Here is a 23812-nt window from a genome sequence, read left to right on the forward strand (position 1 = left end):
ATGCCTGACAATAAAAAAACGGGGCGTTCCAACAAAGCCATGACATTTTTTGTCTGCTTTCTTGCAGCCCTGGCTGGATTACTTTTTGGCCTGGATATCGGTGTTATTGCTGGAGCTTTGCCATTCATCACCGACGAGTTCCAAATTACCCCACACACTCAGGAATGGGTGGTGAGTTCTATGATGTTCGGTGCTGCTGTGGGTGCCGTCGGCAGCGGTTGGCTCTCCTTCAAACTGGGGCGCAAAAAGAGCCTGATGATCGGCGCAATTCTGTTTGTTGCCGGTTCACTGTTCTCCGCCGCAGCGCCAAACGTTGAAGTACTGCTGGTTTCCCGCGTGCTGCTCGGCCTTGCGGTAGGCGTTGCGTCTTATACCGCGCCGTTGTACCTGTCTGAAATCGCCCCGGAAAAAATTCGCGGCAGCATGATCTCTATGTATCAGTTGATGATCACCATCGGTATTTTAGGTGCGTATCTTTCCGATACGGCGTTTAGCTACAGCGGCGCATGGCGCTGGATGCTGGGCGTAATCATCATCCCTGCCCTGCTGCTGCTAATTGGCGTCATCTTCCTGCCAGACAGTCCACGCTGGTTTGCGGCTAAACGTCGTTTTGTTGATGCTGAACGTGTTCTATTGCGTCTGCGTGATACCAGCGCAGAAGCCAAACGCGAGCTGGATGAAATTCGTGAAAGCCTGCAGGTGAAGCAGAGCGGCTGGGCGCTGTTTAAAGAAAACAGCAACTTCCGCCGCGCGGTATTCCTTGGCGTTCTGTTGCAGGTGATGCAGCAGTTCACCGGGATGAACGTCATTATGTATTACGCGCCAAAAATCTTTGAACTGGCGGGTTACACCAACACCACCGAGCAGATGTGGGGGACGGTTATTGTCGGTCTGACCAACGTGCTGGCCACCTTTATCGCCATTGGCCTGGTTGACCGCTGGGGCCGTAAACCAACACTGATCCTCGGCTTTATCGTCATGGCCGTCGGTATGGGCGTGCTGGGTACAATGATGCACGTGGGCATTCACTCGGCGGCCGCGCAATACTTCGCTGTACTGATGCTGCTGATGTTTATCGTTGGCTTTGCCATGAGCGCCGGTCCGCTGATTTGGGTGCTGTGCTCTGAAATCCAACCGCTGAAAGGCCGCGATTTCGGTATCACCTGCTCTACTGCAACCAACTGGATTGCCAATATGATCGTCGGTGCAACCTTCCTGACGATGCTGAACTCGCTGGGCAGTGCCAACACTTTCTGGGTCTACGGTGGTCTGAACGTCCTGTTCATCTTCCTGACTCTGTGGCTGATCCCTGAAACGAAAAATGTCTCTCTGGAACACATTGAACGTAACCTGATGAAAGGCCGTAAACTGCGCGAAATTGGCGCACACGACTAATCACTAAGGCTTCCTCCCCACGGGGGGAAGCCTTCCTCTTGCAGTCCCTTCCCTGTCGCACTATCCTCTGGCGTTATGAAAACCTCCCGTCTCCCTATCGCCATCCAGCAAGCCGTTATGCGCAGCCTGCGGGAAAAACTCGCTCAGGCCAATCTCAAGCTCGAACGCAATTACCCGGAGCCAAAGCTGGTTTACCAACAGCGCGGAACCGCTGCGGGCACCGCGTGGCTACAAACCTACGAAATTCGTCTGAATCCCGTCCTGCTGATGGAGAACGTTGATGCGTTCGTTAACGAAGTGGTGCCCCATGAACTGGCGCATTTACTGGTGTGGAAGTATTTTGGCCGCGTGCCGCCGCACGGGAAAGAGTGGAAATGGATGATGGAGAGCGTACTGGGCGTACCTGCCCGGCGTACGCATCAGTTCGAACTGCAATCCGTGCAGCGTAAGACCTATACTTACCGCTGTAAGTGTCAGGAACACCAACTGACCATCCGCCGCCACAACCGCGTGGTACGCGGTGAAGCCACCTACCGCTGCGTTCACTGCGGCGAACCGCTGGTTGCAGAATAATCTTCAGAATTATCAGGAACTTTTCTGATCTAACTGATTGCATACAGGAATGACTTTCGCTACGTTGCGGGCTCGTTTTGACACGGAGTTCGTGATGTACCGTAATCTTTCTTTTGCAGCCGCCCTGTTAGCCGCTGCGTTTTCAGGCCCGGTTTTAGCCGAAGGTATCAACAGCTTTTCTCAGGCAAAAGCGGCGGGCGTCAAAGTTAACGCCGATGCGCCTGGCGATTTCTATTGTGGCTGTAAAATTAACTGGCAAGGCAAAAAAGGGGTCGTTGACCTCGAATCCTGCGGCTATAAAGTGCGAAAAAACGAAAACCGCGCCAGTCGAATTGAATGGGAACACGTTGTCCCCGCCTGGCAGTTTGGTCATCAGCGTCAGTGCTGGCAGGACGGAGGACGTAAAAACTGCGCTAAAGATCCGGTCTATCGCAAAATGGAAAGCGATATGCATAACCTGCAGCCTGCGGTAGGTGAAGTGAATGGCGATCGCGCAAACTTTATGTACAGCCAGTGGAACGGTGGCGAAGGCCAGTATGGGCAGTGCGAGATGAAGGTTGATTTCAAAGAGAAAGTTGCCGAACCGCCTGCCCGCGCCCGTGGCGCCATCGCGCGTACCTATTTTTATATGCGCGACCAATACAACCTGACGCTCTCCCGCCAGCAAACCCAGCTTTTTAACGCCTGGAATAAGCAGTATCCGGTCACCGACTGGGAGTGTGAGCGCGACGAACGCATCGCGAAGGTACAGGGGAATCATAACCCCTATGTGCAACGCGCTTGCCAGGCGCAAAAGAGCTAACCTACACTAGCGGCAATATTTTTAACCATGCCCTGGCTTGTTGCAGCCCAGGGCCATGACGCGGATGTTTAACTATGCGCATTCCTCGCATTTATCACCCAGAGCCACTCACTTCCGGTAGCCAAATTTCACTGTGTGAAGATGCTGCCAACCATATCGGCCGCGTACTACGTATGGGGCCAGGCCAGCCGCTACAGCTGTTTGATGGCAGCAATCAGGTATTCGACGCCGAAATTACCCACGCCAGTAAAAAAAGCGTGGAGGTGAAGGTGCTTAACGCAGAACTCGACGATCGGGAATCACCGTTGCATATCCACCTGGGTCAGGTGATGTCGCGCGGTGAAAAAATGGAATTTACTATCCAGAAATCGATCGAACTGGGTGTAAGCCTCATTACGCCACTTTTTTCTGAGCGTTGCGGCGTTAAACTGGACAGTGAACGCCTGAACAAGAAGCTCCAGCAGTGGCAAAAAATCGCCATTGCCGCCTGCGAACAGTGCGGTCGTAATCGGGTGCCTGAAATTCGCCCGGCAATGGATCTGGAAGCATGGTGCGCAGAACAGGACGCAGGACTGAAACTCAATCTACATCCTCGCGCCAGCGCCAGCATCAACACGCTGCCGCTCCCGGTAGAGCGCATCCGCTTGCTGATTGGCCCGGAAGGTGGGTTGTCGGCAGATGAAATTGCCATGACCGCACGGTATCAGTTTACTGATATTCTGTTAGGACCTCGCGTTCTGCGTACTGAGACAACTGCGCTCACCGCCATTACCGCGCTACAGGTGCGTTTTGGCGATCTGGGCTAACGGAGAAAAACAATGATCAAGCTCGGCATCGTGATGGATCCCATCGCAAGCATCAACATCAAGAAAGATTCCAGCTTCGCTATGCTGCTGGAAGCACAACGTCGCGGTTACGAAATTCATTATATGGAGATGGCCGATCTTTATCTGATTAACGGTGAGGCCCGCGCCCATACGCGTACCCTGAGCGTAGAGCAGAACTACGACAAATGGTATGAGTTCAAAAGCGAGCAGGATCTCCCGTTGGCAGACCTGGACGTTATTCTGATGCGTAAGGATCCGCCGTTTGATACCGAGTTCATCTACGCAACCTATATTCTGGAACGTGCAGAAGAGAAAGGAACACTGATCGTCAACAAGCCGCAGAGCCTGCGCGATTGCAACGAAAAGTTGTTCACAGCATGGTTTGCCGACCTGACGCCGGAAACACTGGTCACGCGTAATAAAGCGCAGTTGAAAGCCTTCTGGCAAAAACACAGCGACATCATACTTAAGCCGCTGGACGGCATGGGCGGGGCCTCTATTTTCCGCGTGAAGGAAGGCGATCCGAACCTTGGCGTTATTGCGGAAACGCTGACTGAGCACGGTACCCGCTACTGCATGGCGCAGAACTATCTGCCGGCCATTAAAGATGGCGATAAACGCGTCCTGGTGGTCGATGGCGAACCTGTTCCATATTGCCTGGCGCGTATTCCACAGGGTGGAGAAACCCGGGGCAACCTGGCTGCAGGTGGTCGTGGCGAGCCGCGTCCCTTAACCGACAGTGACTGGGAAATCGCCCGTCGCATTGGGCCAACGCTGAAAGCGAAAGGTTTGATTTTTGTCGGTCTGGATATCATTGGCGATCGTCTGACGGAAATTAACGTCACCAGCCCAACTTGTATTCGCGAGATTGAAGCGGAGTTCCCGGTTTCGATTACCGGTATGCTGATGGACGCTATTGAAGCTCGTCTGCAAAAATAAAAAAATTCGCCGGTAGAAGGGACCCTACCAATACTCATAGTGACAGCGCTCCTGTTTGTACGCATACTGGGCGCTGTTGCTTTTTTGAACCAGGAAACAGAACCTCTGACAATGAATTTACAGCATCACTTTCTAATTGCCATGCCTGCTCTCCAGGATCCAATTTTCCGCCGTTCCGTGGTGTATATCTGCGAACACAATGAGAACGGTGCAATGGGGATTATCGTCAATAAGCCTCTGGAAAACTTACAAATTGAAGGGATTCTGGAAAAGCTGAAGATTACTCCAGAAGAACGCGATCCGGCCATTCGTCTGGATAAGCCCGTGATGCTCGGCGGCCCGCTGGCAGAAGATCGTGGATTTATTCTTCATACCCCACCGTCGCGCTTTGCGTCCAGTATTCGCATCTCTGATAACACCATCATTACGACTTCCCGCGATGTATTAGAAACGCTGGGCACGCAGGAGCAACCGTCCGAAGTGCTGGTGGCATTAGGCTATTCATCATGGGAAAAGGGCCAGCTGGAACAAGAGTTACTGGATAACGCCTGGCTCACCGCCCCCGCCGACCTCAACATTCTGTTTAAAACGCCGATTGCCGACCGCTGGCGCGACGCAGCCAAACTTATCGGGATAGATATTCAGACCATGCCCGGCGTGGCGGGACACGCATGATGAGCGGAACATTACTCTCTTTTGATTTTGGTACAAAAAGCATCGGCGTCGCGGTGGGTCAGCGTATTACCGGTACGGCCAGGCCATTGCCCGCCATCAAAGCACAGGACGGTACGCCAGACTGGAATTTGATTGAACGCCTGCTGAAAGAGTGGCAACCGGATGAAATCATTGTCGGCCTGCCGCTCAACATGGATGGCACCGAACAGCCCCTTACCGCGCGCGCGCGTAAATTCGCTAACCGCATTCATGGTCGCTTTGGCGTAACCGTAACGCTGCACGATGAACGTTTGAGCACCGTCGAAGCCCGCTCAGGCCTGTTTGAGCAAGGCGGTTATCGGGCATTGAATAAAGGCAAAGTGGACTCCGCTTCTGCCGTTATTATCCTGGAAAGCTATTTCGAGCAGGGCTACTAAAGCCGCCCCAGCGCCTGCCGCTGCTGCTTGCTTTGTGCAAACGACTGCATACCTGTCTGCTGCCCGGTTTGAATCACGCTGGGTAGCTGATGTGTTTTCCCTTCGCGGATCAAATTGCCCACGGCGGGCGTGTTGACGAGCAGCTCGAATAGCGCCACGCGTCCCCCCTGCTTATCCTCCTCCAGCTTTTGCGAAAGAACCGCCCGCAGGCTGTCTGCCAGCTGGTTACGCACCGGATCTTTCTCTGTTGCTGCAAAGGAATCCACCAGCCGTGCGATAGCCTGCACCGCCCCGCGCGTATGTAACGTTGCCAGCACCAGATGTCCGGTCTCCGCCGCCGTTAATGCCAGCCGAATGGTTTCCACGTCGCGCAGCTCGCCCAGCAAAATGACGTCAGGATCTTCGCGTAACGCACCGCGCAAACCGGCGGCAAAAGAGGTGCAGTGTACGCCCACCTCCCGCTGTTGAATCAGACAACGTCGACTGGTGTAGCGATATTCAATAGGATCTTCCAGCGTCAGAATGTGTCCCTCACTATGCTGATTAAGATACTCCACCATCGCCGCCAGGGTCGTAGATTTACCGCTGCCGGTGGCGCCCGTCACCAGAATTAATCCATTTTCACTGTGCAGCAGTTCAAGTATGACCGTGGGGGTCTGGAGATCGTCTAAATGAGGACAATCCAGCGGTAGCAGTCTTAACGCCAGCGACGTTCCCTGTTGATGGGCAAATGCGCTGACGCGCAGCCGCCGGGAGTCTGTCAGAGTAACGGCAAAATCAATCTGCCCCTGCTCCTGCAACTGTACCTGTTGTTGCTCACTGAGCCAGCACATCAGCAGATTCTCTACGTCAGGCGCGGTAAATGGCGCACTTTCGACTTTTCCACGCCTGCGCCAACGCGCAGGCCATGCATTGCACAGGTGTAGATCCGACACGTTATGCTTTACACTAAGGGCCACTATTTCTTCCATATTCATATGAACATCCTCGGAAAATGAACGATATCGCGCATAACCTGGCACATGTCCGGGACAAAATCTCAGCCGCCGCGACGCGTTGCGGGCGGTCTTCAGAAGAAGTTATGTTGCTTGCAGTCAGCAAAACCAAACCTGCGAGCGCCATCGAAGAAGCCATTACCGCGGGGCAGCGTGCCTTCGGTGAAAACTATGTTCAGGAAGGGGTGGATAAAATCCGCTACTTCCAGGAAAAAGGCGTCAACGATCTGCAGTGGCACTTTATCGGCCCGCTGCAGTCCAACAAAAGTCGTCTGGTCGCTGAACATTTTGACTGGTGCCATACGATTGATCGTCTGCGCATCGCTGCCCGCCTGAGCGAACAGCGCCCAGAAGGCCTGCCGCCGCTGAATGTGCTGATCCAGATTAATATCAGCGATGAGAACAGTAAGTCGGGGATTCCGTTGGCAGAGCTTGATGCCCTGGCCGCTGAAGTCGCCGCGCTGCCGCGCATTACCCTGCGAGGTTTGATGGCTATTCCGGCGCCAGAGTCAGATTATGTAAGGCAGTTTGAAGTTGCACAGCAAATGGCGGTAGCATTTGCCGGGTTGAAAACACGCTACCCAAATATCGATACGCTCTCACTGGGGATGTCTGATGATATGGATGCCGCTATCGCGGCGGGTAGCACAATGGTGCGCATCGGCACTGCCATTTTTGGTGCTCGTGATTACACTAAAAAATAAGGAAAACTAAGGAACACCATGAATACGTTGACCTTCCTGCTCTCAACGGTAATTGAGCTGTATACCATGGCGCTTCTGCTGCGCGTGTGGATGCAATGGTCTCGCTGCGATTTCTACAACCCGTTCTCGCAGTTTATTGTGAAAATCACTCAGCCCATTATCGGCCCGTTACGCCGTATTATTCCGCCGATGGGGCCAATTGACAGCGCATCAGCATTGGTTGCACTCGTTCTCAGCTTTATCAAAGCCATCGTGCTGTTTAAGGTGGTCACGTTCCAGCCGATCATCTGGATCGCCGCCGTACTGATTGTCCTGAAGACCATTGGGCTGCTGATTTTCTGGGTGCTGCTGGTGATGGCGATTATGAGCTGGGTCAGCCAGGGCCGCAGCCCGGTGGAGTACGTGCTGATTCAACTGGCGGATCCACTGTTGCGTCCTATTCGTCGTATCCTTCCTGGTATGGGCGGGATCGATTTCTCTCCGATGATCCTGGTTCTGCTGCTCTATGTCATCAACATGGGGATCGCGGAAGTATTACAAGCGACAGGCAACATACTGCTGCCGGGGCTGTGGATGGCGCTATGAGTGCCGTAACACCCTGCGATGACGGTCTGGTTTTACGGCTCTACATTCAGCCGAAAGCCAGCCGTGACAGTATTGTGGGTTTACATGGCGACGAGCTAAAAGTCGCCATTACCGCCCCACCGGTTGATGGACAAGCCAACAGTCATCTGGTGAAGTTTCTCGGCAAACAGTTCCGCGTAGCGAAAAGCCAGGTCGTCATTGAGAAGGGCGAGCTTGGCCGCCATAAACAGGTTAAAATTATTCATCCGCAACAAATCCCGCCCGAAATTGCGGCACTAACTGATTAGGTATCCCATGCAAAAAGTTGTCCTTGCGACCGGCAATGCCGGTAAAGTGCGTGAACTCGCCTCTCTTCTGAGTGATTTCGGTCTTGATGTTGTTGCCCAAACGGATCTGGGTGTTGATTCTGCAGAAGAGACCGGGCTGACGTTTATTGAGAACGCCATTCTGAAGGCGCGTCATGCCGCACAAATTACAGGTTTGCCAGCCATTGCTGATGACTCCGGCCTGGCGGTTAATGCCCTTGGCGGCGCGCCTGGCATCTATTCGGCCCGCTATTCCGGTGAGGATGCGACTGACAGACAGAACCTGGAAAAACTGCTGCACACCCTGCGGGATGTCCCGGATGACCAGCGTCAGGCGCAATTCCACTGCGTGCTAGTGTATATGCGCCATGCGGACGATCCCACGCCTTTAGTGTGCCACGGAAGCTGGCCGGGCGTGATTACCCGTGAACCGGCCGGAAACGGTGGTTTTGGTTACGACCCAATCTTTTTTGTGCCGTCCGAAGGAAAAACAGCTGCAGAGCTAACCCGCGAAGAAAAAAGTGCGATTTCTCACCGCGGGCAGGCGCTGAAGCTGCTGCTGGATGCCCTGCGTAATGGTTAAGCTTCCGCCGCTAAGTCTTTATATTCACATCCCGTGGTGCGTGCAGAAATGCCCGTATTGCGACTTTAACTCGCATGCGCTCAAGGGCGAGGTTCCTCATGACGACTATGTTCAGCACCTGCTGAGCGATCTCGATTCTGAGGTGGCCCACGCCCAGGGACGTGAAGTAAAGACGATTTTTATCGGTGGTGGTACGCCGAGCCTGCTTTCTGGCCCGGCAATGCAAACGCTGCTCGACGGCGTGCGCGCACGGCTGAATCTGGCCGCAGATGCAGAAATCACCATGGAGGCGAATCCCGGGACGGTGGAAGCCGCTCGCTTTCTTGATTATCAACGCGCTGGCGTAAATCGTATCTCGATTGGCGTACAGAGCTTTAGCTCCACCAAGCTCGAACGTCTGGGACGTATTCACGGGCCGGAAGAAGCCAAACGCACAGCGCACCTGGCGAGTGGTCTGGGACTACGCAGCTTTAACCTCGACCTGATGCATGGTTTACCGGATCAGACGCTGGAAGAGGCGCTGGGTGATTTGCAGCAGGCCATCGCGCTCAATCCGCCGCATCTTTCCTGGTATCAGTTGACCATCGAACCCAACACGCTGTTCGGGTCCCGACCGCCGGTATTACCGGACGACGACGCGCTGTGGGATATTTTTGAGCAAGGCCACCAGTTGCTGACCGCCGCCGGGTATCAGCAGTACGAAACCTCAGCCTATGCGAAGCCAGGCTATCAGTGTCAGCACAATCTTAATTACTGGCGTTTTGGCGACTATCTTGGCATTGGCTGTGGCGCCCATGGCAAAGTCACGTTCCCTGACGGTCGCATTCTGCGCACCACTAAAACGCGGCATCCGCGCGGGTACATGCAGGGGCGTTATCTGGAAAGTCAGCGTGATGTCGCCGAGGCCGATAAACCATTCGAGTTCTTTATGAACCGTTTCCGGCTACTGGAAGCCGCGCCTCGCGCGGAGTTCACGCAATATACCGGGCTTACCGAAGACGTTATTCGTCAACAGATCGATGAAGCTATTGCCCTGGGCTACCTGAGTGAATGCGATGAATACTGGCAGATTACCCAACACGGTAAGCTGTTTTTGAACTCCCTCCTTGAATTGTTCCTCGCAGAATAATCACCGATGCGCCTGCGGGCGCATATTTATTTCGCCCTATAAAACCATAAACTCGGTAAAACCGAATATATCAGAAGTTATTTCTGAACAATACCTGCATTAATTATTTTATGTTGTTCAAATACCCCCCCACTCAAAAGTAAATATATTGAACACAGCGCACAAAATAAGATCAAACTACTGCCATGTGAAAGGTATCTGATTAAGATAGCGAATAGATGTCTGACAACTATGAAGACTTATCATACAGAAACAGTTTGGACATTATGAGATGTCAACCAATTACTGTACCTTAAAGCACGGAGCTTACTTATGAAAATCAGAACCTTTTCCCGCTCGTTGGTCTGTGCGTCCTTACTGACGTTGCTTAGCGCTGGCGTAAATGCTGCTGAGAAAGTTACCCTTAAACTGGCACACAACCTGGAACGAAGCCATGTTGTCCACCAGGCCTTTGAAGAGATGGCCAAAGAGGTGAAACAACTGTCCGACGGCAAAATGACTGTGCGAATTTATCCCAGCAGCCAAATGGGTAATGCTCGTGAAACAATGGAGCTATTGCAAAATGGTGCGCTGGATATGACCAAAGGTTCTGCCAGTGATTTAGAGTCTTTTGATAATATTTACGCTATTTATAATTTACCTTTCTTATTTAAAGATCAAAATCATTTCAACAAGGTTGTATTTGGTGAGGTTGGTAAAGAAATTATGGAATCCACTAAAGAGAAAGGATTCTTTGCTTTGTCTGCCTATGTTGCCGGTACGCGTAGTTTTTATGCTAAACAGCCAATTACCAAGCCAGACGATCTAAAAGGTCTAAAAGTCCGTGTTCAGCCCAGCCCAACAACCATTAAAATGATTGAGTTGATGGGGGGATCACCTACGCCAATTTCCTTTGGCGAAGTTTATACAGCGATGCAGCAAGGCGTAGTGGATGGCGCGGAGAACAACGTCCCGTCATGGGTACAAACCCGCCATATTGAAATTGCCAAGGTGTTCTCCGAAGACGAGCATGCCTCTATTCCAGATTTTCTGGTTATCTCGACCAAAACATGGAACAAATTGACGCCAGAGCAACAACAAATACTCGCCCAGGCTGCTAAAAACTCCGAAGCTTATCAACAAAAATTGTGGGATAAAATCGATGCCGATACCCGTGCTCAGGCAAAAGTCATGGGTGGCGAAATCGTGAAAGTAGAAAAAGCCCCTTTCCGTGCTGCCGTTCAGCCACTGTTTGATGATTTCAAAAAAGACCCAAAACAAGCCGCCCTGCTGGCGAAGTTTGAAGACGCTGCACAATAACCTTAAGGGCCAGTAACTGGCCCCGTTTCACCAGGATCCTAATGATGATATTTAACCGCCTTAAACTTGCGGTAGACCGCGTCATTGCTACATTTTCGGTCACCGTAATGATTGCGCTGGTTGTCTGCGTAGTCTGGCAGGTTTTTAGCCGCTACGTACTCAATCAGCCCAGTACCTTAACTGACGAACTGGCGCGCTTCTTAATGATCTGGGTCGGATTATTAGGTGCAGCCTATACCGTAGGTGCCCAACGCCACCTGTCCATCGATCTACTGGCCATGTCGATCAATAAACGTAAACAGGCTTTGTTGAGCATATTCATTAATCTGCTGATTTTCGGCTTTGCTGGCTCAGTCATCGTCACTGGCGGTATCAAGCTGATTAATAAAACACTGGCAACGGCACAAGTTTCTGCGGCCATGCAAATACCGATGGGCTATGTGTATATCATCCTGCCGCTAAGCGGCGCAGTCATGATGTTCTACGCCCTGTGGTTTATTCACCAAAATGTTCAGCAATTGAAAAAATCTTCTCTGGGAGCAATTTGATGGACGGTTATATCGCACTTACCCTATTCGGCTGCTTCTTTGCTCTGGTATTTATTGGCGTACCTATCTCTTTCTCTATTGGCATTGCCACCGTGGCCTCCATGCTGCTGATGTTTCCCTGGGATGTTGCCGTTATCACCGTCTCTCAGCGCCTGGCAAATGGATTAGATAATTTTGCCCTACTGGCTATCCCATTTTTCATCTTCGCGGGTACGCTGATGAACAGCGGTGGGATCGCCATCCGGCTAATTAACCTGGCGCAGGTGATGGTTGGACGAGTTCCTGGTTCACTTGGTCATGTCAACGTGCTGGCAAACATGATGTTTGGTTCGATTTCCGGCTCTGCCGTTGCCGCTGCTGCCGCCGTTGGCGGTACACTTAATCCTATTCAGACAAAGCAAGGATACGATCCAACCTTCTCTACAGCCGTTAACGTTTCCTCCTGTATTACCGGGCTGTTAATCCCACCATCAAATGTGTTAATTGTGTTTTCTCTCACTGCCGGCGGTGTTTCGGTTGCCTCGTTGTTTATGGCGGGTTATTTACCTGGGATCCTGATGGGGCTTTCTATCATGGTGGTATGCGCGATTATCGCCAAACGCCGTGGTTATCCCCTGTCGGAAAGACCAACCTGCGCACAGGCAGTAAAAGCGCTTCTGGATGCGCTACCGAGTCTGTTACTGGTCATTATTGTGATGGGCGGTATTTTGGGTGGGATCTTTACCGCAACAGAAGCCTCAGCGATTGCTGTCATCTACACCTTCATTCTCTCGGTGCTGATTTATCGGGAAGTTAAATGGCGTGATTTACCAAAACTGATCCTGGAATCAGTCGTGATGACCTCTATTGTACTGTTACTGATCGGCTTCTCTGTCGGCATGTCCTGGGCAATGACCAATGCCGACATTCCTTATATGATCAGTGATACATTAATGGGTATTTCCGATAATCCACTGATTATTCTACTATTAATCAATATTGTATTGCTGGTTGTTGGGATCTTTATGGATATGACCCCGGCAGTACTGATCTTTACCCCCATTTTCTTGCCAATCGCTCAAGAGCTGGGTATGGATCCGGTACATTTCGGCATCATGATGGTCGCCAACCTGTGCATTGGTTTGCTGACACCACCTGTAGGAAGTGCATTATTTGTGGGTTGTTCAATCTCAGGCGTGAAGATTCAGCAATTGATCAAACCCCTGCTGCCATTTTACGCCGCATTGCTGGTCGCACTTATGATGATCATATACATTCCACAGATCTCTCTGTTTATTCCACAGATGCTGGGGTTGATGTAAATACGAAGAGTTACAGAGACAAGCTATCTCTGGAGAATGCCCCAACGTGACGGTTGGGGCATTTTTTATGCAATTAGTACTGATTAAACATTTCCTGGATCTGCTTAGGATCCTTGGTCTGCGTTAGCGCCAGCTGCAGCAGCACGCGGGCTTTTTGCGGATTCAGCGAGCCTGAAGCCACAAAGCCGTACTTCGCATCATCAACTTCAGCATCCTGGGTGGTGGCGCCCGTTGGTACACGGGATGAACGCACCACAACGGTACCTTTATGAGCGGCAGTTGCCAGCGTATCGAAAATGGTTTTATACAGGTTACCGTTACCTACACCCGCACTGACGATCCCGGCGTACCCCGCGTCCACCAATGCTTTGGCTGGCAGGTCGGAGGCGTTAGCGTAGTTATAAACAATCCCAACTTTCGGCAGCTCGGTCAGCTTAGAAACATCGAACGGCGTGGATGTGGTGTGCTTACGCGCAGGCGTACGCTGGTAGTCGATTTTACCGTTATGGATATAGCCCAAAGGACCATAGTTAACGGATTTGAAGGTAGCGACATCCGTAGTGTTGGTTTTGGTCACGTCGCGACCATCCATAACGGTGTCGTTCATCACCACGAGCACACCGCGGTTGGCAGAGGCTTTATCTGCGGCGGTTACCACGGCGTTATATAAGTTGAACGGGCCATCAGCGCTCATACCCGTAGACGGACGCATAGCACCTACCAGCACCACAGGCTTGTTGCATTTGACAGTCAGATCGAGGAAATAGGCGGTTTCTTCCATGGTATCCGTACCATGTGTTACCACGAAGCCGTCTGTTTTATCACACTCGGTATTAATCTTTTTCGCCAGCGTTAACCAGACGTCGTCATTCATATCCTGAGAGCCGATGTTCACCACCTGCTCGCCTTTAACCACGGCGATATCTTTCAACTGAGGTACGGCTTCAACCAGATTTTCTACGCCGACCTTGCCTGCAGTGTAGTTAGATTTTGTCGCGGAATCACCACCGCCGGCAATCGTCCCACCGGTCGCTAAAATAGTGATATTTGGCAGTGCAAGCGCCGCGCCGCTGAAACCCATAACCAGTGCGGCAAGTGCCGTTCTCTTGAAAAACTCCATGTTATTTCTCCAGTTACTTGAATTTGCAGCATTATGTCTATCTCACAGATGAATAATGTGACGCCATCCAATTAACCAGATTTATATCTCCATCAAATTGTCATTCTTAGAGATGGATATCAAAAAAACAGAAATATACAAAATAAAACGGCACAGAATGTTTCTGTGCCGTTAAAAAGAGGTGAAGATTATTTCAGAGTGCTAACCAGCGTTTTACGATCGTTTTCCAGCGTCACGACGCGGGCACAAACATCTTTGCCAAATTGCTGGAAGTCTTGTTCCTGATTCTTCCATTCATTTTGAATTGAAGTCTGCAAACCACCGAGGCTTCCGAGTACGCCCTGCAGCGGATTACCGCCGCCTTTCAGCACGGCTTTGGCGCCCATTTCGTTGATACTGTCCTGCAAAATACCGCCCATCGCCTGATTCACCAGTTGCTGTCCGTCCGCGCGAACCTGGTCAATCGCCTTATAATGGAAGGTCAGACCGTCAGTACGATGCTCAATGATCCGGTTCATCTGCTCTTTCAGTTGCGCATCGAGCTTGGTTAAACGCCCGCGCATATTGCTGCTTTCACCGACTTCTTTGGCAATGATTTTATCCAGCGCTACGCGACCTTTCTCAACACGCTCTCTGGCACCGTCGTCAATCCACGGCAGGCTGCTACGCAACGCCGCCTGATAATCTTTGGCCTGCTCACGCTGTGCGGCGCTCAGGGTGTACTGTTTACCATTGAAGGTGATATCTCCGGCCTGAGTAATCACCAGGTCGCCGTTCTCTCCCTTCACCTGAACCGTTTGTGGGCTCAAAATCACATCGTCACGCGGGGTGACGCTGCACTTATAATCTGCATGTGCGGCCATCGCCGTAAACGTCAGAACTGCCGCCAGCAGCGTTTTGCGCATCATATCTTTCCCTCAAGACAAATCGGGCCGGCATTTGCCGACCCTGTGCTACTTAGTCCCACCAAATATCGAAAAGTTCGCTGGTACGCACTTCTTCGAGTTTGTGCTCTTCCAGCCACTTACGCACGATTGCCTGATGTTCTTCGGTGCATTTGCCGATTTCCTGCAGACAGATCAAACCTTCCCAGGCCAGATAGCCGCTGCCATCAAAAGCCAGCTTGTTCGGTTCGATAACTTCATTGATAAAGTCATCAACGATTTGATCGACCTGCTCTCCAGATGTACCTTCCGGGAAACGCCATGCAACCGAAAATCCTACTTCCTGGAATTCGTCGATGTGCATCTTTTTACGCAGACGACGGCTACGGTTCTTTGCCATTATTTCACCCTCTCGAACATTAAGTCCCATACGCCGTGGCCAAGACGATGACCACGTTGTTCAAATTTGGTTACCGGGCGCGATTGTGGGCGCGGTACATAATCGTTACTCTCTGACTGGTTTTTATACCCGTCAATGGAGGACATCACTTCCAGCATGTGTTCCGCATAAGCTTCCCAGTCGGTTGCCATGTGGAATACGCCGCCCAGCTTCAGCTTGCTTAAGATGTGCTCAGCAAACGGTACCTGAACGATACGGCGTTTATTATGACGTGCTTTATGCCACGGGTCAGGGAAAAACAGCTGAACCATAGATAAAGAATTGTCAGGAATCATTTTATGCAGGACTTCAACGGCATCATGGCACATGACGCGCAGGTTTTCGACGCCCTCTTCATGCGCTGAAGCCAGACACGCGCCAACACCCGGGGAGTGAACCTCAATACCGAGGAAATTTTGCTCCGGACGCGCTTTCGCCATCGCCACCAGCGAAGCCCCCATACCAAAACCAATTTCAAGAGTGACTGGCGCATCACGACCAAACAGTTCAGCGAAATCCACGGGCTCTTCGCTGAACTCAACGCCCATCACCGGCCAGTAGTTTTCCAGCGCGTGTTCCTGCCCTTTGGTCAGTCGCCCCTGGCGACGAACAAAACTACGAATCCGGCGCAGAGGGCGGCCGTTTTCATCAAATTCCGGTGAAATGACGTCGTTCTTCATAAAAGTTTAGTCTGCTGTGTTTGAGGACTGAAAACGGGCATTATCCAAAGTTAGTTGCCGGATGCAAGTAAAGGAAGAAAGTGAGCAGCGGAAAGTTCCGGTTTACACCCCGTTGCCGCTGTGCTGCAATCTTGCCCCCGGCAATAATGAAACGGTAATCATGCAAGCGTCTCAATTCTCGGCTCAGGTGTTGAGCTGGTACGACAAATACGGGCGGAAAACGCTACCCTGGCAAATTGACAAGACGCCTTACAAAGTATGGCTCTCTGAGGTGATGCTGCAACAAACCCAGGTTGCGACCGTAATCCCCTATTTTGAGCGTTTTATGGCGCGCTTCCCAACGGTAACAGATTTAGCCCATGCGCCGCTGGATGAAGTCCTGCATTTATGGACCGGGCTGGGCTATTACGCCCGAGCGCGTAATCTGCATAAAGCCGCGCAGCAGGTTGTCACGCTACATGGCGGCACATTCCCGCAAACCTTTGATGAGGTGGCTGCTCTGCCAGGCGTCGGACGTTCAACCGCAGGCGCGATCCTTTCTCTTTCTCTGGGTCAGCATTTTCCGATTCTCGACGGTAACGTCAAACGCGTGCTGGCTCGCTGTTATGCTGTAAGCGGCTGGCCGGGTAAAAAAGAGGTCGAAAAGAAGCTGTGGGAGTTGAGCGAGCAGGTGACGCCCGCCCATGGCGTTGAGCGATTTAATCAGGCGATGATGGATTTAGGCGCCATGGTCTGTACGCGATCCAAGCCTAAATGTTCTCTGTGTCCGTTGGATAATGGCTGTGTGGCCAGCGCCAATGCAAGCTGGGCGCTTTACCCGGGTAAAAAGCCCAAACAAACGCTGCCGGAACGGACGGGCTATTTTTTACTGATGCAGCATAATGACGAAGTATTGCTCGCGCAGCGCCCCCCCAGCGGCTTATGGGGTGGTTTATACTGTTTTCCGCAGTTTGACGATGAAAACGGGCTGCGCAACTGGCTGGCGCAACGGCAAATTAACGCAGATAATCTGACCCAACTTAATGCGTTTCGCCATACCTTTAGCCATTTCCACTTAGATATTGTGCCTATGTGGCTTCCCGTGTCTTCGTTCAGCTCATGCATGGATGAAGGCAACGCGCTCTGGTATAACTTAGCGCAACCGCCGTCGGTCGGACTGGCGGCCCCCGTGGAGCGTTTGTTACAGCAATTACGTGCCGGTACACACGTTTAACGTACCGGTCGATAGAGAGGATTTTTTATGAGCAGAACAATTTTTTGCACTTTCCTGCAACGCGAAGCCGAAGGCCAGGATTTTCAGCTGTACCCGGGCGATCTGGGGAAACGCATCTATAACGAAATTTCTAAAGAAGCATGGGCGCAATGGCAGCATAAGCAAACCATGCTGATTAACGAGAAGAAGCTCAATATGATGAACGTTGAGCACCGTAAACTGCTTGAGCAGGAGATGATCAATTTCCTGTTTGAAGGCAAAGATGTGCATATTGAAGGCTATACACCAGAGTCATAAGAGCCGTTGCCGGATGACGCTGTGCTTATCCGGTCTACGATTTAATCTGGTCCTTGCAAATAACAAACACAACACGCACTCCCGGAATGATGAAAAAATTTCTCGCGCTTGCCGTTATTGCGCCGTTGCTCATCTCCTGTTCCAGTTCGACCAAAAAAGGCGATTCCTATAACGAAGCCTGGGTCAAGGATACCAACGGTTTTGATATTCTGATGGGGCAATTTGCCCATAACATTGAGAATCTGTGGGGGTTTAAGGAAGTGCTGATTGCGGGTCCAAAGGACTACGTAAAGTATACCGATCAGTATCAAACCCGCAGCCATATCAACTTTGATGACGGCACGATAACCGTCGAAACCATAGCCGGGACAGATCCCGCCGGACACCTGCGTCGGGCGATTATCAAGACATTGCTGATGGGCGATGATCCGGGGTCTATCGACCTCTATTCCGATGTCGACGACATTAAGATTTCCAAAGAGCCGTTCCTGTACGGGCAAGTGGTCGATAATACTGGCCAGCCAATTCGTTGGGAGGGCCGCGCCACCAATTTCGCTGACTATCTGCTGAAAACGCGCCTGAAAAGCCGCAGCAACGGTATTCGCATCATCTATAGCGTGACAATCAATCTGGTACCGAACCACCTTGATAAGCGCGCGCATAAATACGTCGGCATGGTGCGTCAGGCTTCGCGTAAGTATGGCGTCGATGAGTCACTGATTCTGGCCATCATGCAAACCGAATCCTCATTTAACCCGTATGCGGTCAGCCATGCCGATGCGCTGGGGCTGATGCAGGTGGTGCAACACAGCGCCGGGAAAGATGTATTTCGTTCGCAGGGGCGCTCCGGCACGCCGAGCCGTAGCTTCCTGTTTGACCCGGCCAGCAACATTGATACCGGTACCGCTTATCTGGCAATGCTCAATAATGTCTATTTAGGCGGCATTGATAATCCAACCTCCCGTCGCTATGCGGTGATCACCGCGTATAACGGCGGTGCGGGCAGCGTGCTACGCGTTTTCTCGAACGATAAAATTCAGGCCGCAAATATTATCAACAGCATGACCCCGGGGGACGTTTATCAAACGCTGACCACCCGACATCCGTCTGCTGAATCACGCCGATACCTTTACAAGGTCAATTCCGCACAAAAATCATATCGACGCCGCTAATATATCCCCTCTCCTGCCCCGGAAAACGGGGCCAGAAGAGGGTAAAGTGTTAACTCCATCACTCTTTTGCTTTGCAATCAGAAATTGTTTGCAAATATTTGTCACAGGTAACAAAAAAAGAGTGTCTCTCGTTGATAGAATCACATCATCAAGCCCCGGCAAATGTGCCTTTTAAAACATTCATCCGCATTACGGTGTGAGGAAATTAACATGAATCTTAAGCTGCAGCTGAAAGTGCTCTCGTTTCTGCAGTTCTGCTTATGGGGTAGTTGGCTCACTACCCTCGGCTCCTATATGTTTGTCACCCTAAAATTCGATGGTGCATCCATTGGCGCAGTGTATAGCTCGCTGGGGATCGCCGCCGTGTTTATGCCTACCCTGTTAGGGATCGTGGCCGACAAATGGATCAGTGCGAAATGGGTGTACGCCATTTGTCACCTGGTCGGCGCAGCCACGCTGTTCGCCGCAGCCGAAGTCACCACCCCTGGTGCCATGTTCTTTGTGATCTTGCTTAACTCCCTGGCCTATATGCCAACGCTGGGGTTAATCAACACCATTTCTTACTATCGCCTGCAGTCAGCCGGGATGGATATCGTTACAGACTTCCCGCCAATTCGTATTTGGGGCACCATCGGCTTTATTATGGCGATGTGGGGAGTAAGCTTCTCCGGCTTCGAGCTGAGTCATATGCAGCTGTATATCGGTGCCACGCTGTCCGTTGTTTTGGCGCTGTTCACGCTGACGCTGCCGCATATTCCGGTTGCTAACCAGCAGAAAAACCAGAGCTGGTCGTCCATGCTGGGCCTGGATGCTTTCGCGCTGTTTAAAAACAAGCGCATGGCGATTTTCTTCATCTTCTCAATGATGCTGGGCGCTGAGCTGCAAATTACCAATATGTTCGGTAATACCTTCCTGCACAGCTTCGATAACAACCCGCTGTTCTCCGGTAGCTTCATCGTTGAACACGCCTCGGTGATGATGTCGATCTCGCAGATTTCCGAGACGCTGTTTATCCTGACCATCCCATTCTTCTTGAGCCGTTACGGTATTAAGAATGTAATGCTGATCAGTATTGTGGCGTGGATGTTGCGCTTCGGCCTGTTTGCCTACGGCGATCCAACGCCGTTCGGTACCGTGCTGCTGGTTCTGTCGATGATTGTTTACGGCTGCGCCTTCGACTTCTTCAACATCTCTGGCTCGGTGTTCGTAGAGAAAGAAGTTCGCCCTGAAATCCGCGCCAGCGCACAAGGTATGTTCCTGATGATGACCAACGGCTTCGGCTGTATTCTTGGCGGTCTGGTGAGCGGTAAAGTGGTTGAACACTATACGCTGAACGGTATTACCGACTGGCAGACCGTATGGCTGATCTTCGCTGGCTACTCGCTGGTACTGGCTTTTGCCTTCGTGGCGCTGTTTAAATACAAACACGTACGCGTTCCGGCTGGCACCCAAACTATCGCGCACTAACGTTTACGCAGAGAAAAGCGGGTTACCAAAAGGTAACCCGCTTTTTTTGTGCTTACTTCACAACATATCCATACAGACGCTTAATACCGTCTGCATCCGTTTCACTGTAAACGCCTTGCAGCTCCGGCGAAAAGCCCGGCAACAGGTTTATGCCCTCTTCCAGCGCCAGGAAATAACGTTGCACTGCCCCGCCCCAGACTTCACCCGGTACCACGCACAGCACGCCCGGAGGATAAGGCAGCGCACCTTCTGCAGCAACGCGACCTGCGGCATCACAAATACGCACCAGTTCAACATCACCACGGATAAAGGCGCTGTTGGCATCCTGCGGGTTCATCGCCACGGCAGGTAAACTCTCCTGGCGGAACATCGCTTTTTGCAGATCCTTCACATCAAAGCTGACGTATAAATCGTGCATCTCCTGACACAGTTCACGCAGCGTGTAATCCCGGTAACGTACCGGATACTTGTTGAAGATGGAGGGCAGCACGTCTGCCAGCGGCGTATCGTCCTCAATATGCTGCTCAAACTGCGCCAACATCGCCACCAGTTGCGCCAGTTTCTCGGGGCTTTCTGCCGGGGTCAGCAGGAACAAAATCGAGTTAAGGTCGCATTTCTCCGGCACGATACCGTTTTCACGCAGGTAATGCGCCAGAATCGTCGCCGGAATACCAAACTCAGTATATTGTCCTGTTTGCGCATTAATGCCTGGAGTGGTTAACAACAGCTTGCAGGGATCAACGAAATACTGGTCGCGCGCATAGCCGGAAAAACCATGCCATTTAGCGCCCGGTTCAAAGCTAAAGAAGCGGCGCTCGCTGGCGATCACCGGCGTTGGATAGCTTTCCCACGGTTTGCCATCAACTACCGGAGGAATAAACGGCTGAATCATCTTACAGCAGGCAATAATCGCTTTACGGGCCTCGATCCCCAGCGCCACACACTCCGCCCATAGCCGACGACCGCTCTCGCCTTCATGGATTTTGGCGTTCACATCCAGCGCCGCAAACAGCGGGTAAAACGGACTGGTGGAAGCATGCAGCATAAACGCATTATTCAGACGCTTATGCGGGCAGAATCGCGCCTGACCACGAATATGGTTATCCTTTTTGTGGATCTGCGAGGTTTGCGAGAATCCGGCCTGCTGTTTGTGTACCGACTGGGTGACAAAGATCCCCGGATCGTCAGCATTGAGCTCCAGTAGCAGCGGTGACCCATCGGCCATCATCGGGATAAATTGCTCGTAGCCAACCCAGGCAGAATCAAACAGGATGTAATCGCACAGACTACCGATCTTGTCGATCACTTGTCGGGCGTTGTAGATCGTACCATCATAGGTACCCAGTTGAATGATCGCCAGACGGAACGGACGCGGCTGGTCAGCCTTGTGCGGCGCAACTTCGCGCAGTTGCTGGCGCAGATACGCCTCATCAAAGCAGTGCTCATCAATACCGCCAATAAAACCAAATGGATTACGCGCCGCTTCCAGATAAACCGGCGTCGCACCCGCCTGGATCAGCGCGCCGTGGTGGTTGGACTTATGGTTGTTGCGGTCAAACAACACCAGATCGCCGCGTGTCAGCAGCGCATTAGTCACCACTTTATTCGCCGCAGAAGTCCCATTCAGCACAAAGTAGGTTTTATCCGCATGGAAAACTTTCGCGGCAAATTTCTGCGCATGTTTCGCTGATCCCTCATGAATCAGCAGATCGCCCAGTTTAACGTCAGCGTTGCACATATCCGCGCGGAACAGGTTCTCGCCAAAGAACTCGTAGAAATGTCGTCCCGCCGGATGCTTTTTAAAAAACTCACCGTGCTGGTGCCCCGGACAAGCAAACGTGCTGTTCCCCATCTCGACATACTGGGTGAGCGTGTCATAGAACGGCGGCAGCAATGCTTCCTCATACTGACAGGCAGCAGACTCCAGCTCCAGCCAGTCCTGAGGCTGACCGTGAATCACCACGTTAACGCCCGCAGGCACATCGACATCAGACTCTGCGAACAAAAACACCGGTATATGAAAACCGGTACGTTTCAGCAAGGCCAGGATCCCACTGCGGCTGTCCGCAACGGTAATGACGACTGCCGCAACGTCAGTAAAATCGGTGCTGTCCAGTGAAACCACCTGGCGATGGCTGGAAAGACGAGAAGCCAGTTCACCACTGGCGGCAATTTTCATTGATTTCATAAGCGCAATAACCCGTTTCGGGAAAATCAAAAGTCCCGGACAAAGCCGCATTGCTTTGCCCACGAAATGACGGGTCAAACTGGTTACCAGCCCCGACCGCCAGACATCAGTAAAAGCAGATAGCCTCTGATTTTACTGTTATCCTGCAGTGAGCGTACGCTGCCCTCACCGCATGGTGAGAGCGTGAAGATAAGTCGCAGAAAGGGGCAAACGTCGCGCAAAAAGGCGATGTTGAAGGCGATGTAGGGGAAGTAATATCATCCCAGGCAGCCCCATTCAGACAGGATAAAATTCGCGCAATCATGGCACCTTTCACCTACAGGCGCAAGATAAAATCCTGTGCTTAAACCTCACAGATAAACAAGCATTTCGTCTTAAAATAGCGGCATAATAATTCAATCTGAAACATAATTTCACCCAGCTAATTGCCTTTAGCATCAAGGCGATAATGGGTATGCAGGAGCTAATGTGGTAATCGGACCGTTTATTAATGCCAGCGCCATTTTATTTGGTGGCGTTCTCGGCGCGCTGCTCAGCCAGCACTTACCCGAACGTATTCGGATCTCAATGACCTCAATATTCGGGTTGTGCTCGTTGGGAATTGGTATCTTGTTGGTTATCAAATGCGTTAACTTGCCGGTGATGGTTCTGGCAACGTTGGTCGGCGCATTAATTGGCGAATTCTGCCATCTGGAAAAAGGAATCAATGCCGCAGTAGCCAAAGCGCAACAGCTTTTCACCCGCTCGGACACCAACGTTACACACGAATCCTTTATCCAAAACTATGTGGCGATCATCGTGCTGTTTTGCGCCAGCGGGACCGGGATATTCGGGGCGATCCATGAAGGGATGACTGGCGATCCTAATATTTTAATCGCCAAGTCATTTCTCGATTTCTTCACCGCTATTATCTTCGCCTGCTCGCTAGGGATCGCCGTGTCTGCCATTTTCATACCGATGCTGGCAATTCAGTTGACGCTTGCCACCTGTGCTGCACTAATTTTGCCTCTGACGACGCCCGCCATGATGGCTGATTTCAGCGCTGTAGGCGGACTGTTGCTACTGGCAACCGGTTTGCGGATTTGCGGCATCAAAATGTTTGCGGTTGTGAATATGCTTCCTGCCCTGCTGCTGGCAATGCCGCTTTCCGCCGCGTGGACAGCATTTTTTGCCTGAGAATGCGTGCAATACCAGCAATGTGGTGATAGATTGTGCAGTCTGCATTGATTTGAAGAAATTTCGTTGACGAAGCGAAGCGAATCGGGTTTAATGCGCC

At 51.7% G+C, this 23812-nt stretch carries 26 protein-coding genes; 20 read left to right on the forward strand and 6 right to left on the reverse strand.

Going from position 1 to position 23812, the window contains the following annotated elements; translation table 11 throughout:
* The 7 genes from galP (at position 1) to ruvX (ending at position 5627) form a co-directional block, all read left to right on the forward strand.
* Entirely contained in the window at positions 1-1395 is a 1395-nt protein-coding gene (gene galP, locus ACU8YC_RS15485; protein WP_069324803.1) for a galactose/proton symporter, read from the forward strand.
* Positions 1396-1470: 75 nt separating this feature from the next.
* Positions 1471-1968: a SprT family zinc-dependent metalloprotease gene (locus ACU8YC_RS15490; protein ID WP_151218352.1), complete on the forward strand. Its 498-nt coding sequence runs from the start codon at positions 1471-1473 to the stop codon at positions 1966-1968.
* 94 nt (positions 1969-2062) lie between these two features.
* Complete coding sequence (gene endA / locus ACU8YC_RS15495) at positions 2063-2770, forward strand: deoxyribonuclease I (RefSeq protein ID WP_187258986.1); 708 nt, start codon at positions 2063-2065, stop codon at positions 2768-2770.
* A 74-nt stretch (positions 2771-2844) separates the two neighbouring features.
* Positions 2845-3576, forward strand: a complete 732-nt coding sequence (gene rsmE / locus ACU8YC_RS15500; protein WP_187253186.1) for a 16S rRNA (uracil(1498)-N(3))-methyltransferase — start codon at positions 2845-2847, stop codon at positions 3574-3576.
* Positions 3577-3588: 12 nt separating this feature from the next.
* A complete protein-coding gene (gshB, locus tag ACU8YC_RS15505) occupies positions 3589-4536 on the forward strand; it encodes a glutathione synthase (RefSeq protein ID WP_003027083.1) in 948 nt (315 codons plus the stop codon).
* A 111-nt stretch (positions 4537-4647) separates the two neighbouring features.
* Positions 4648-5211, forward strand: a complete 564-nt coding sequence (locus ACU8YC_RS15510; protein ID WP_003027086.1) for a YqgE/AlgH family protein — start codon at positions 4648-4650, stop codon at positions 5209-5211.
* Positions 5211-5627 carry a Holliday junction resolvase RuvX gene (gene ruvX / locus ACU8YC_RS15515; RefSeq protein WP_006686843.1) on the forward strand — a complete coding sequence of 139 codons (417 nt, stop codon included), beginning with the start codon at positions 5211-5213 and terminating at the stop codon, positions 5625-5627. The genes ACU8YC_RS15510 and ruvX overlap by 1 nt, the downstream gene beginning before the upstream one ends.
* On the opposite strand, the gene ACU8YC_RS15520 is transcribed toward ruvX, so the two are convergent.
* The gene (locus ACU8YC_RS15520; protein ID WP_446895516.1) at positions 5624-6604 is read right to left on the reverse strand and encodes a type IV pilus twitching motility protein PilT; all 981 of its coding nucleotides are present in this window, start codon (positions 6602-6604) and stop codon (positions 5624-5626) included. The two genes, ruvX and ACU8YC_RS15520, sit on opposite strands and share 4 nt — an antisense overlap.
* 17 nt (positions 6605-6621) lie before the next feature.
* Here ACU8YC_RS15520 and ACU8YC_RS15525 point away from each other — a divergent pair, with 17 nt between their 5' ends.
* From ACU8YC_RS15525 to ACU8YC_RS15560, 8 genes are all read left to right on the forward strand, one after another.
* A complete protein-coding gene (locus ACU8YC_RS15525; RefSeq protein WP_151218355.1) occupies positions 6622-7326 on the forward strand; it encodes a YggS family pyridoxal phosphate-dependent enzyme in 705 nt (234 codons plus the stop codon).
* A gap of 18 nt (positions 7327-7344) precedes the next feature.
* Positions 7345-7911: a YggT family protein gene (locus tag ACU8YC_RS15530; RefSeq protein ID WP_003027097.1), complete on the forward strand. Its 567-nt coding sequence runs from the start codon at positions 7345-7347 to the stop codon at positions 7909-7911.
* Entirely contained in the window at positions 7908-8198 is a 291-nt protein-coding gene (yggU, locus tag ACU8YC_RS15535) for a DUF167 family protein YggU (protein WP_005123286.1), read from the forward strand. Before ACU8YC_RS15530 ends, yggU begins: the two co-directional genes overlap by 4 nt.
* Before the next feature lie 7 nt (positions 8199-8205).
* Positions 8206-8799, forward strand: a complete 594-nt coding sequence (locus ACU8YC_RS15540) for an XTP/dITP diphosphatase (protein WP_151218356.1) — start codon at positions 8206-8208, stop codon at positions 8797-8799.
* Positions 8792-9928: a radical SAM family heme chaperone HemW gene (gene hemW / locus ACU8YC_RS15545; RefSeq protein ID WP_446895517.1), complete on the forward strand. Its 1137-nt coding sequence runs from the start codon at positions 8792-8794 to the stop codon at positions 9926-9928. Before ACU8YC_RS15540 ends, hemW begins: the two co-directional genes overlap by 8 nt.
* 312 nt (positions 9929-10240) lie before the next feature.
* On the forward strand, positions 10241-11227 hold the full coding sequence (locus ACU8YC_RS15550) for a TRAP transporter substrate-binding protein (protein WP_446895518.1): 987 nt from the start codon (positions 10241-10243) through the stop codon (positions 11225-11227).
* Positions 11228-11271: 44 nt separating this feature from the next.
* Positions 11272-11775, forward strand: coding sequence for a TRAP transporter small permease (locus tag ACU8YC_RS15555; RefSeq protein WP_151218399.1), 504 nt, complete (start codon positions 11272-11274; stop codon positions 11773-11775).
* A complete protein-coding gene (locus ACU8YC_RS15560; RefSeq protein ID WP_151218359.1) occupies positions 11775-13076 on the forward strand; it encodes a TRAP transporter large permease in 1302 nt (433 codons plus the stop codon). The genes ACU8YC_RS15555 and ACU8YC_RS15560 overlap by 1 nt, the downstream gene beginning before the upstream one ends.
* A gap of 73 nt (positions 13077-13149) precedes the next feature.
* On the opposite strand, the gene ansB is transcribed toward ACU8YC_RS15560, so the two are convergent.
* The 4 genes from ansB to trmB form a co-directional block, all read right to left on the reverse strand.
* Positions 13150-14196 (reverse strand): L-asparaginase 2, encoded by a 1047-nt coding sequence (gene ansB, locus ACU8YC_RS15565; protein ID WP_101742768.1) that lies wholly within the window; start codon positions 14194-14196, stop codon positions 13150-13152.
* A gap of 188 nt (positions 14197-14384) precedes the next feature.
* Complete coding sequence (locus ACU8YC_RS15570; protein ID WP_187253189.1) at positions 14385-15104, reverse strand: YggN family protein; 720 nt, start codon at positions 15102-15104, stop codon at positions 14385-14387.
* A gap of 49 nt (positions 15105-15153) precedes the next feature.
* A complete protein-coding gene (locus ACU8YC_RS15575) occupies positions 15154-15480 on the reverse strand; it encodes a YggL family protein (protein ID WP_016154406.1) in 327 nt (108 codons plus the stop codon).
* Complete coding sequence (gene trmB / locus ACU8YC_RS15580) at positions 15480-16199, reverse strand: tRNA (guanosine(46)-N7)-methyltransferase TrmB (protein ID WP_151218360.1); 720 nt, start codon at positions 16197-16199, stop codon at positions 15480-15482. The genes ACU8YC_RS15575 and trmB overlap by 1 nt, the downstream gene beginning before the upstream one ends.
* A gap of 160 nt (positions 16200-16359) precedes the next feature.
* Between trmB and mutY the strand changes: the two genes are divergently transcribed.
* The 4 genes from mutY to ACU8YC_RS15600 all read left to right on the forward strand — a co-directional run bounded on the left by mutY (position 16360) and on the right by ACU8YC_RS15600 (position 20348).
* The gene (gene mutY / locus ACU8YC_RS15585) at positions 16360-17412 is read left to right on the forward strand and encodes an A/G-specific adenine glycosylase (RefSeq protein WP_187253190.1); all 1053 of its coding nucleotides are present in this window, start codon (positions 16360-16362) and stop codon (positions 17410-17412) included.
* A 27-nt stretch (positions 17413-17439) separates the two neighbouring features.
* Complete coding sequence (locus ACU8YC_RS15590) at positions 17440-17709, forward strand: oxidative damage protection protein (RefSeq protein ID WP_003027126.1); 270 nt, start codon at positions 17440-17442, stop codon at positions 17707-17709.
* Positions 17710-17795: 86 nt separating this feature from the next.
* The gene (gene mltC / locus ACU8YC_RS15595) at positions 17796-18881 is read left to right on the forward strand and encodes a membrane-bound lytic murein transglycosylase MltC (RefSeq protein ID WP_049001609.1); all 1086 of its coding nucleotides are present in this window, start codon (positions 17796-17798) and stop codon (positions 18879-18881) included.
* 210 nt (positions 18882-19091) lie between these two features.
* Complete coding sequence (locus ACU8YC_RS15600; protein ID WP_003027130.1) at positions 19092-20348, forward strand: nucleoside permease; 1257 nt, start codon at positions 19092-19094, stop codon at positions 20346-20348.
* Between the two features lie 52 nt (positions 20349-20400).
* On the opposite strand, the gene ACU8YC_RS15605 is transcribed toward ACU8YC_RS15600, so the two are convergent.
* On the reverse strand, positions 20401-22536 hold the full coding sequence (locus tag ACU8YC_RS15605) for an ornithine decarboxylase (RefSeq protein ID WP_151224323.1): 2136 nt from the start codon (positions 22534-22536) through the stop codon (positions 20401-20403).
* A gap of 468 nt (positions 22537-23004) precedes the next feature.
* Between ACU8YC_RS15605 and ACU8YC_RS15610 the strand changes: the two genes are divergently transcribed.
* A complete protein-coding gene (locus tag ACU8YC_RS15610; protein WP_151218362.1) occupies positions 23005-23712 on the forward strand; it encodes a DUF554 domain-containing protein in 708 nt (235 codons plus the stop codon).
* The last annotated feature ends 100 nt before the right edge of the window (positions 23713-23812 follow it).

The organism is Citrobacter sp. VF227, assembly GCF_052950715.1.

Bases quoted from the DNA above. Each gene is read 5' to 3' on its own strand.
- galP (WP_069324803.1), top strand. From the start codon at position 1: ATGCCTGACAATAAAAAAACGGGGCGTTCCAACAAAGCCATGACATTT.
- ACU8YC_RS15490 (WP_151218352.1), top strand. From the start codon at position 1,471: ATGAAAACCTCCCGTCTCCCTATCGCCATCCAGCAAGCCGTTATGCGC.
- endA (WP_187258986.1), top strand. From the start codon at position 2,063: ATGTACCGTAATCTTTCTTTTGCAGCCGCCCTGTTAGCCGCTGCGTTT.
- rsmE (WP_187253186.1), top strand. From the start codon at position 2,845: ATGCGCATTCCTCGCATTTATCACCCAGAGCCACTCACTTCCGGTAGC.
- gshB (WP_003027083.1), top strand. From the start codon at position 3,589: ATGATCAAGCTCGGCATCGTGATGGATCCCATCGCAAGCATCAACATC.
- ACU8YC_RS15510 (WP_003027086.1), top strand. From the start codon at position 4,648: ATGAATTTACAGCATCACTTTCTAATTGCCATGCCTGCTCTCCAGGAT.
- ruvX (WP_006686843.1), top strand. From the start codon at position 5,211: ATGAGCGGAACATTACTCTCTTTTGATTTTGGTACAAAAAGCATCGGC.
- ACU8YC_RS15520 (WP_446895516.1), bottom strand. From the start codon at position 6,604: ATGAATATGGAAGAAATAGTGGCCCTTAGTGTAAAGCATAACGTGTCG.
- ACU8YC_RS15525 (WP_151218355.1), top strand. From the start codon at position 6,622: ATGAACGATATCGCGCATAACCTGGCACATGTCCGGGACAAAATCTCA.
- ACU8YC_RS15530 (WP_003027097.1), top strand. From the start codon at position 7,345: ATGAATACGTTGACCTTCCTGCTCTCAACGGTAATTGAGCTGTATACC.
- yggU (WP_005123286.1), top strand. From the start codon at position 7,908: ATGAGTGCCGTAACACCCTGCGATGACGGTCTGGTTTTACGGCTCTAC.
- ACU8YC_RS15540 (WP_151218356.1), top strand. From the start codon at position 8,206: ATGCAAAAAGTTGTCCTTGCGACCGGCAATGCCGGTAAAGTGCGTGAA.
- hemW (WP_446895517.1), top strand. From the start codon at position 8,792: ATGGTTAAGCTTCCGCCGCTAAGTCTTTATATTCACATCCCGTGGTGC.
- ACU8YC_RS15550 (WP_446895518.1), top strand. From the start codon at position 10,241: ATGAAAATCAGAACCTTTTCCCGCTCGTTGGTCTGTGCGTCCTTACTG.
- ACU8YC_RS15555 (WP_151218399.1), top strand. From the start codon at position 11,272: ATGATATTTAACCGCCTTAAACTTGCGGTAGACCGCGTCATTGCTACA.
- ACU8YC_RS15560 (WP_151218359.1), top strand. From the start codon at position 11,775: ATGGACGGTTATATCGCACTTACCCTATTCGGCTGCTTCTTTGCTCTG.
- ansB (WP_101742768.1), bottom strand. From the start codon at position 14,196: ATGGAGTTTTTCAAGAGAACGGCACTTGCCGCACTGGTTATGGGTTTC.
- ACU8YC_RS15570 (WP_187253189.1), bottom strand. From the start codon at position 15,104: ATGATGCGCAAAACGCTGCTGGCGGCAGTTCTGACGTTTACGGCGATG.
- ACU8YC_RS15575 (WP_016154406.1), bottom strand. From the start codon at position 15,480: ATGGCAAAGAACCGTAGCCGTCGTCTGCGTAAAAAGATGCACATCGAC.
- trmB (WP_151218360.1), bottom strand. From the start codon at position 16,199: ATGAAGAACGACGTCATTTCACCGGAATTTGATGAAAACGGCCGCCCT.
- mutY (WP_187253190.1), top strand. From the start codon at position 16,360: ATGCAAGCGTCTCAATTCTCGGCTCAGGTGTTGAGCTGGTACGACAAA.
- ACU8YC_RS15590 (WP_003027126.1), top strand. From the start codon at position 17,440: ATGAGCAGAACAATTTTTTGCACTTTCCTGCAACGCGAAGCCGAAGGC.
- mltC (WP_049001609.1), top strand. From the start codon at position 17,796: ATGATGAAAAAATTTCTCGCGCTTGCCGTTATTGCGCCGTTGCTCATC.
- ACU8YC_RS15600 (WP_003027130.1), top strand. From the start codon at position 19,092: ATGAATCTTAAGCTGCAGCTGAAAGTGCTCTCGTTTCTGCAGTTCTGC.
- ACU8YC_RS15605 (WP_151224323.1), bottom strand. From the start codon at position 22,536: ATGAAATCAATGAAAATTGCCGCCAGTGGTGAACTGGCTTCTCGTCTT.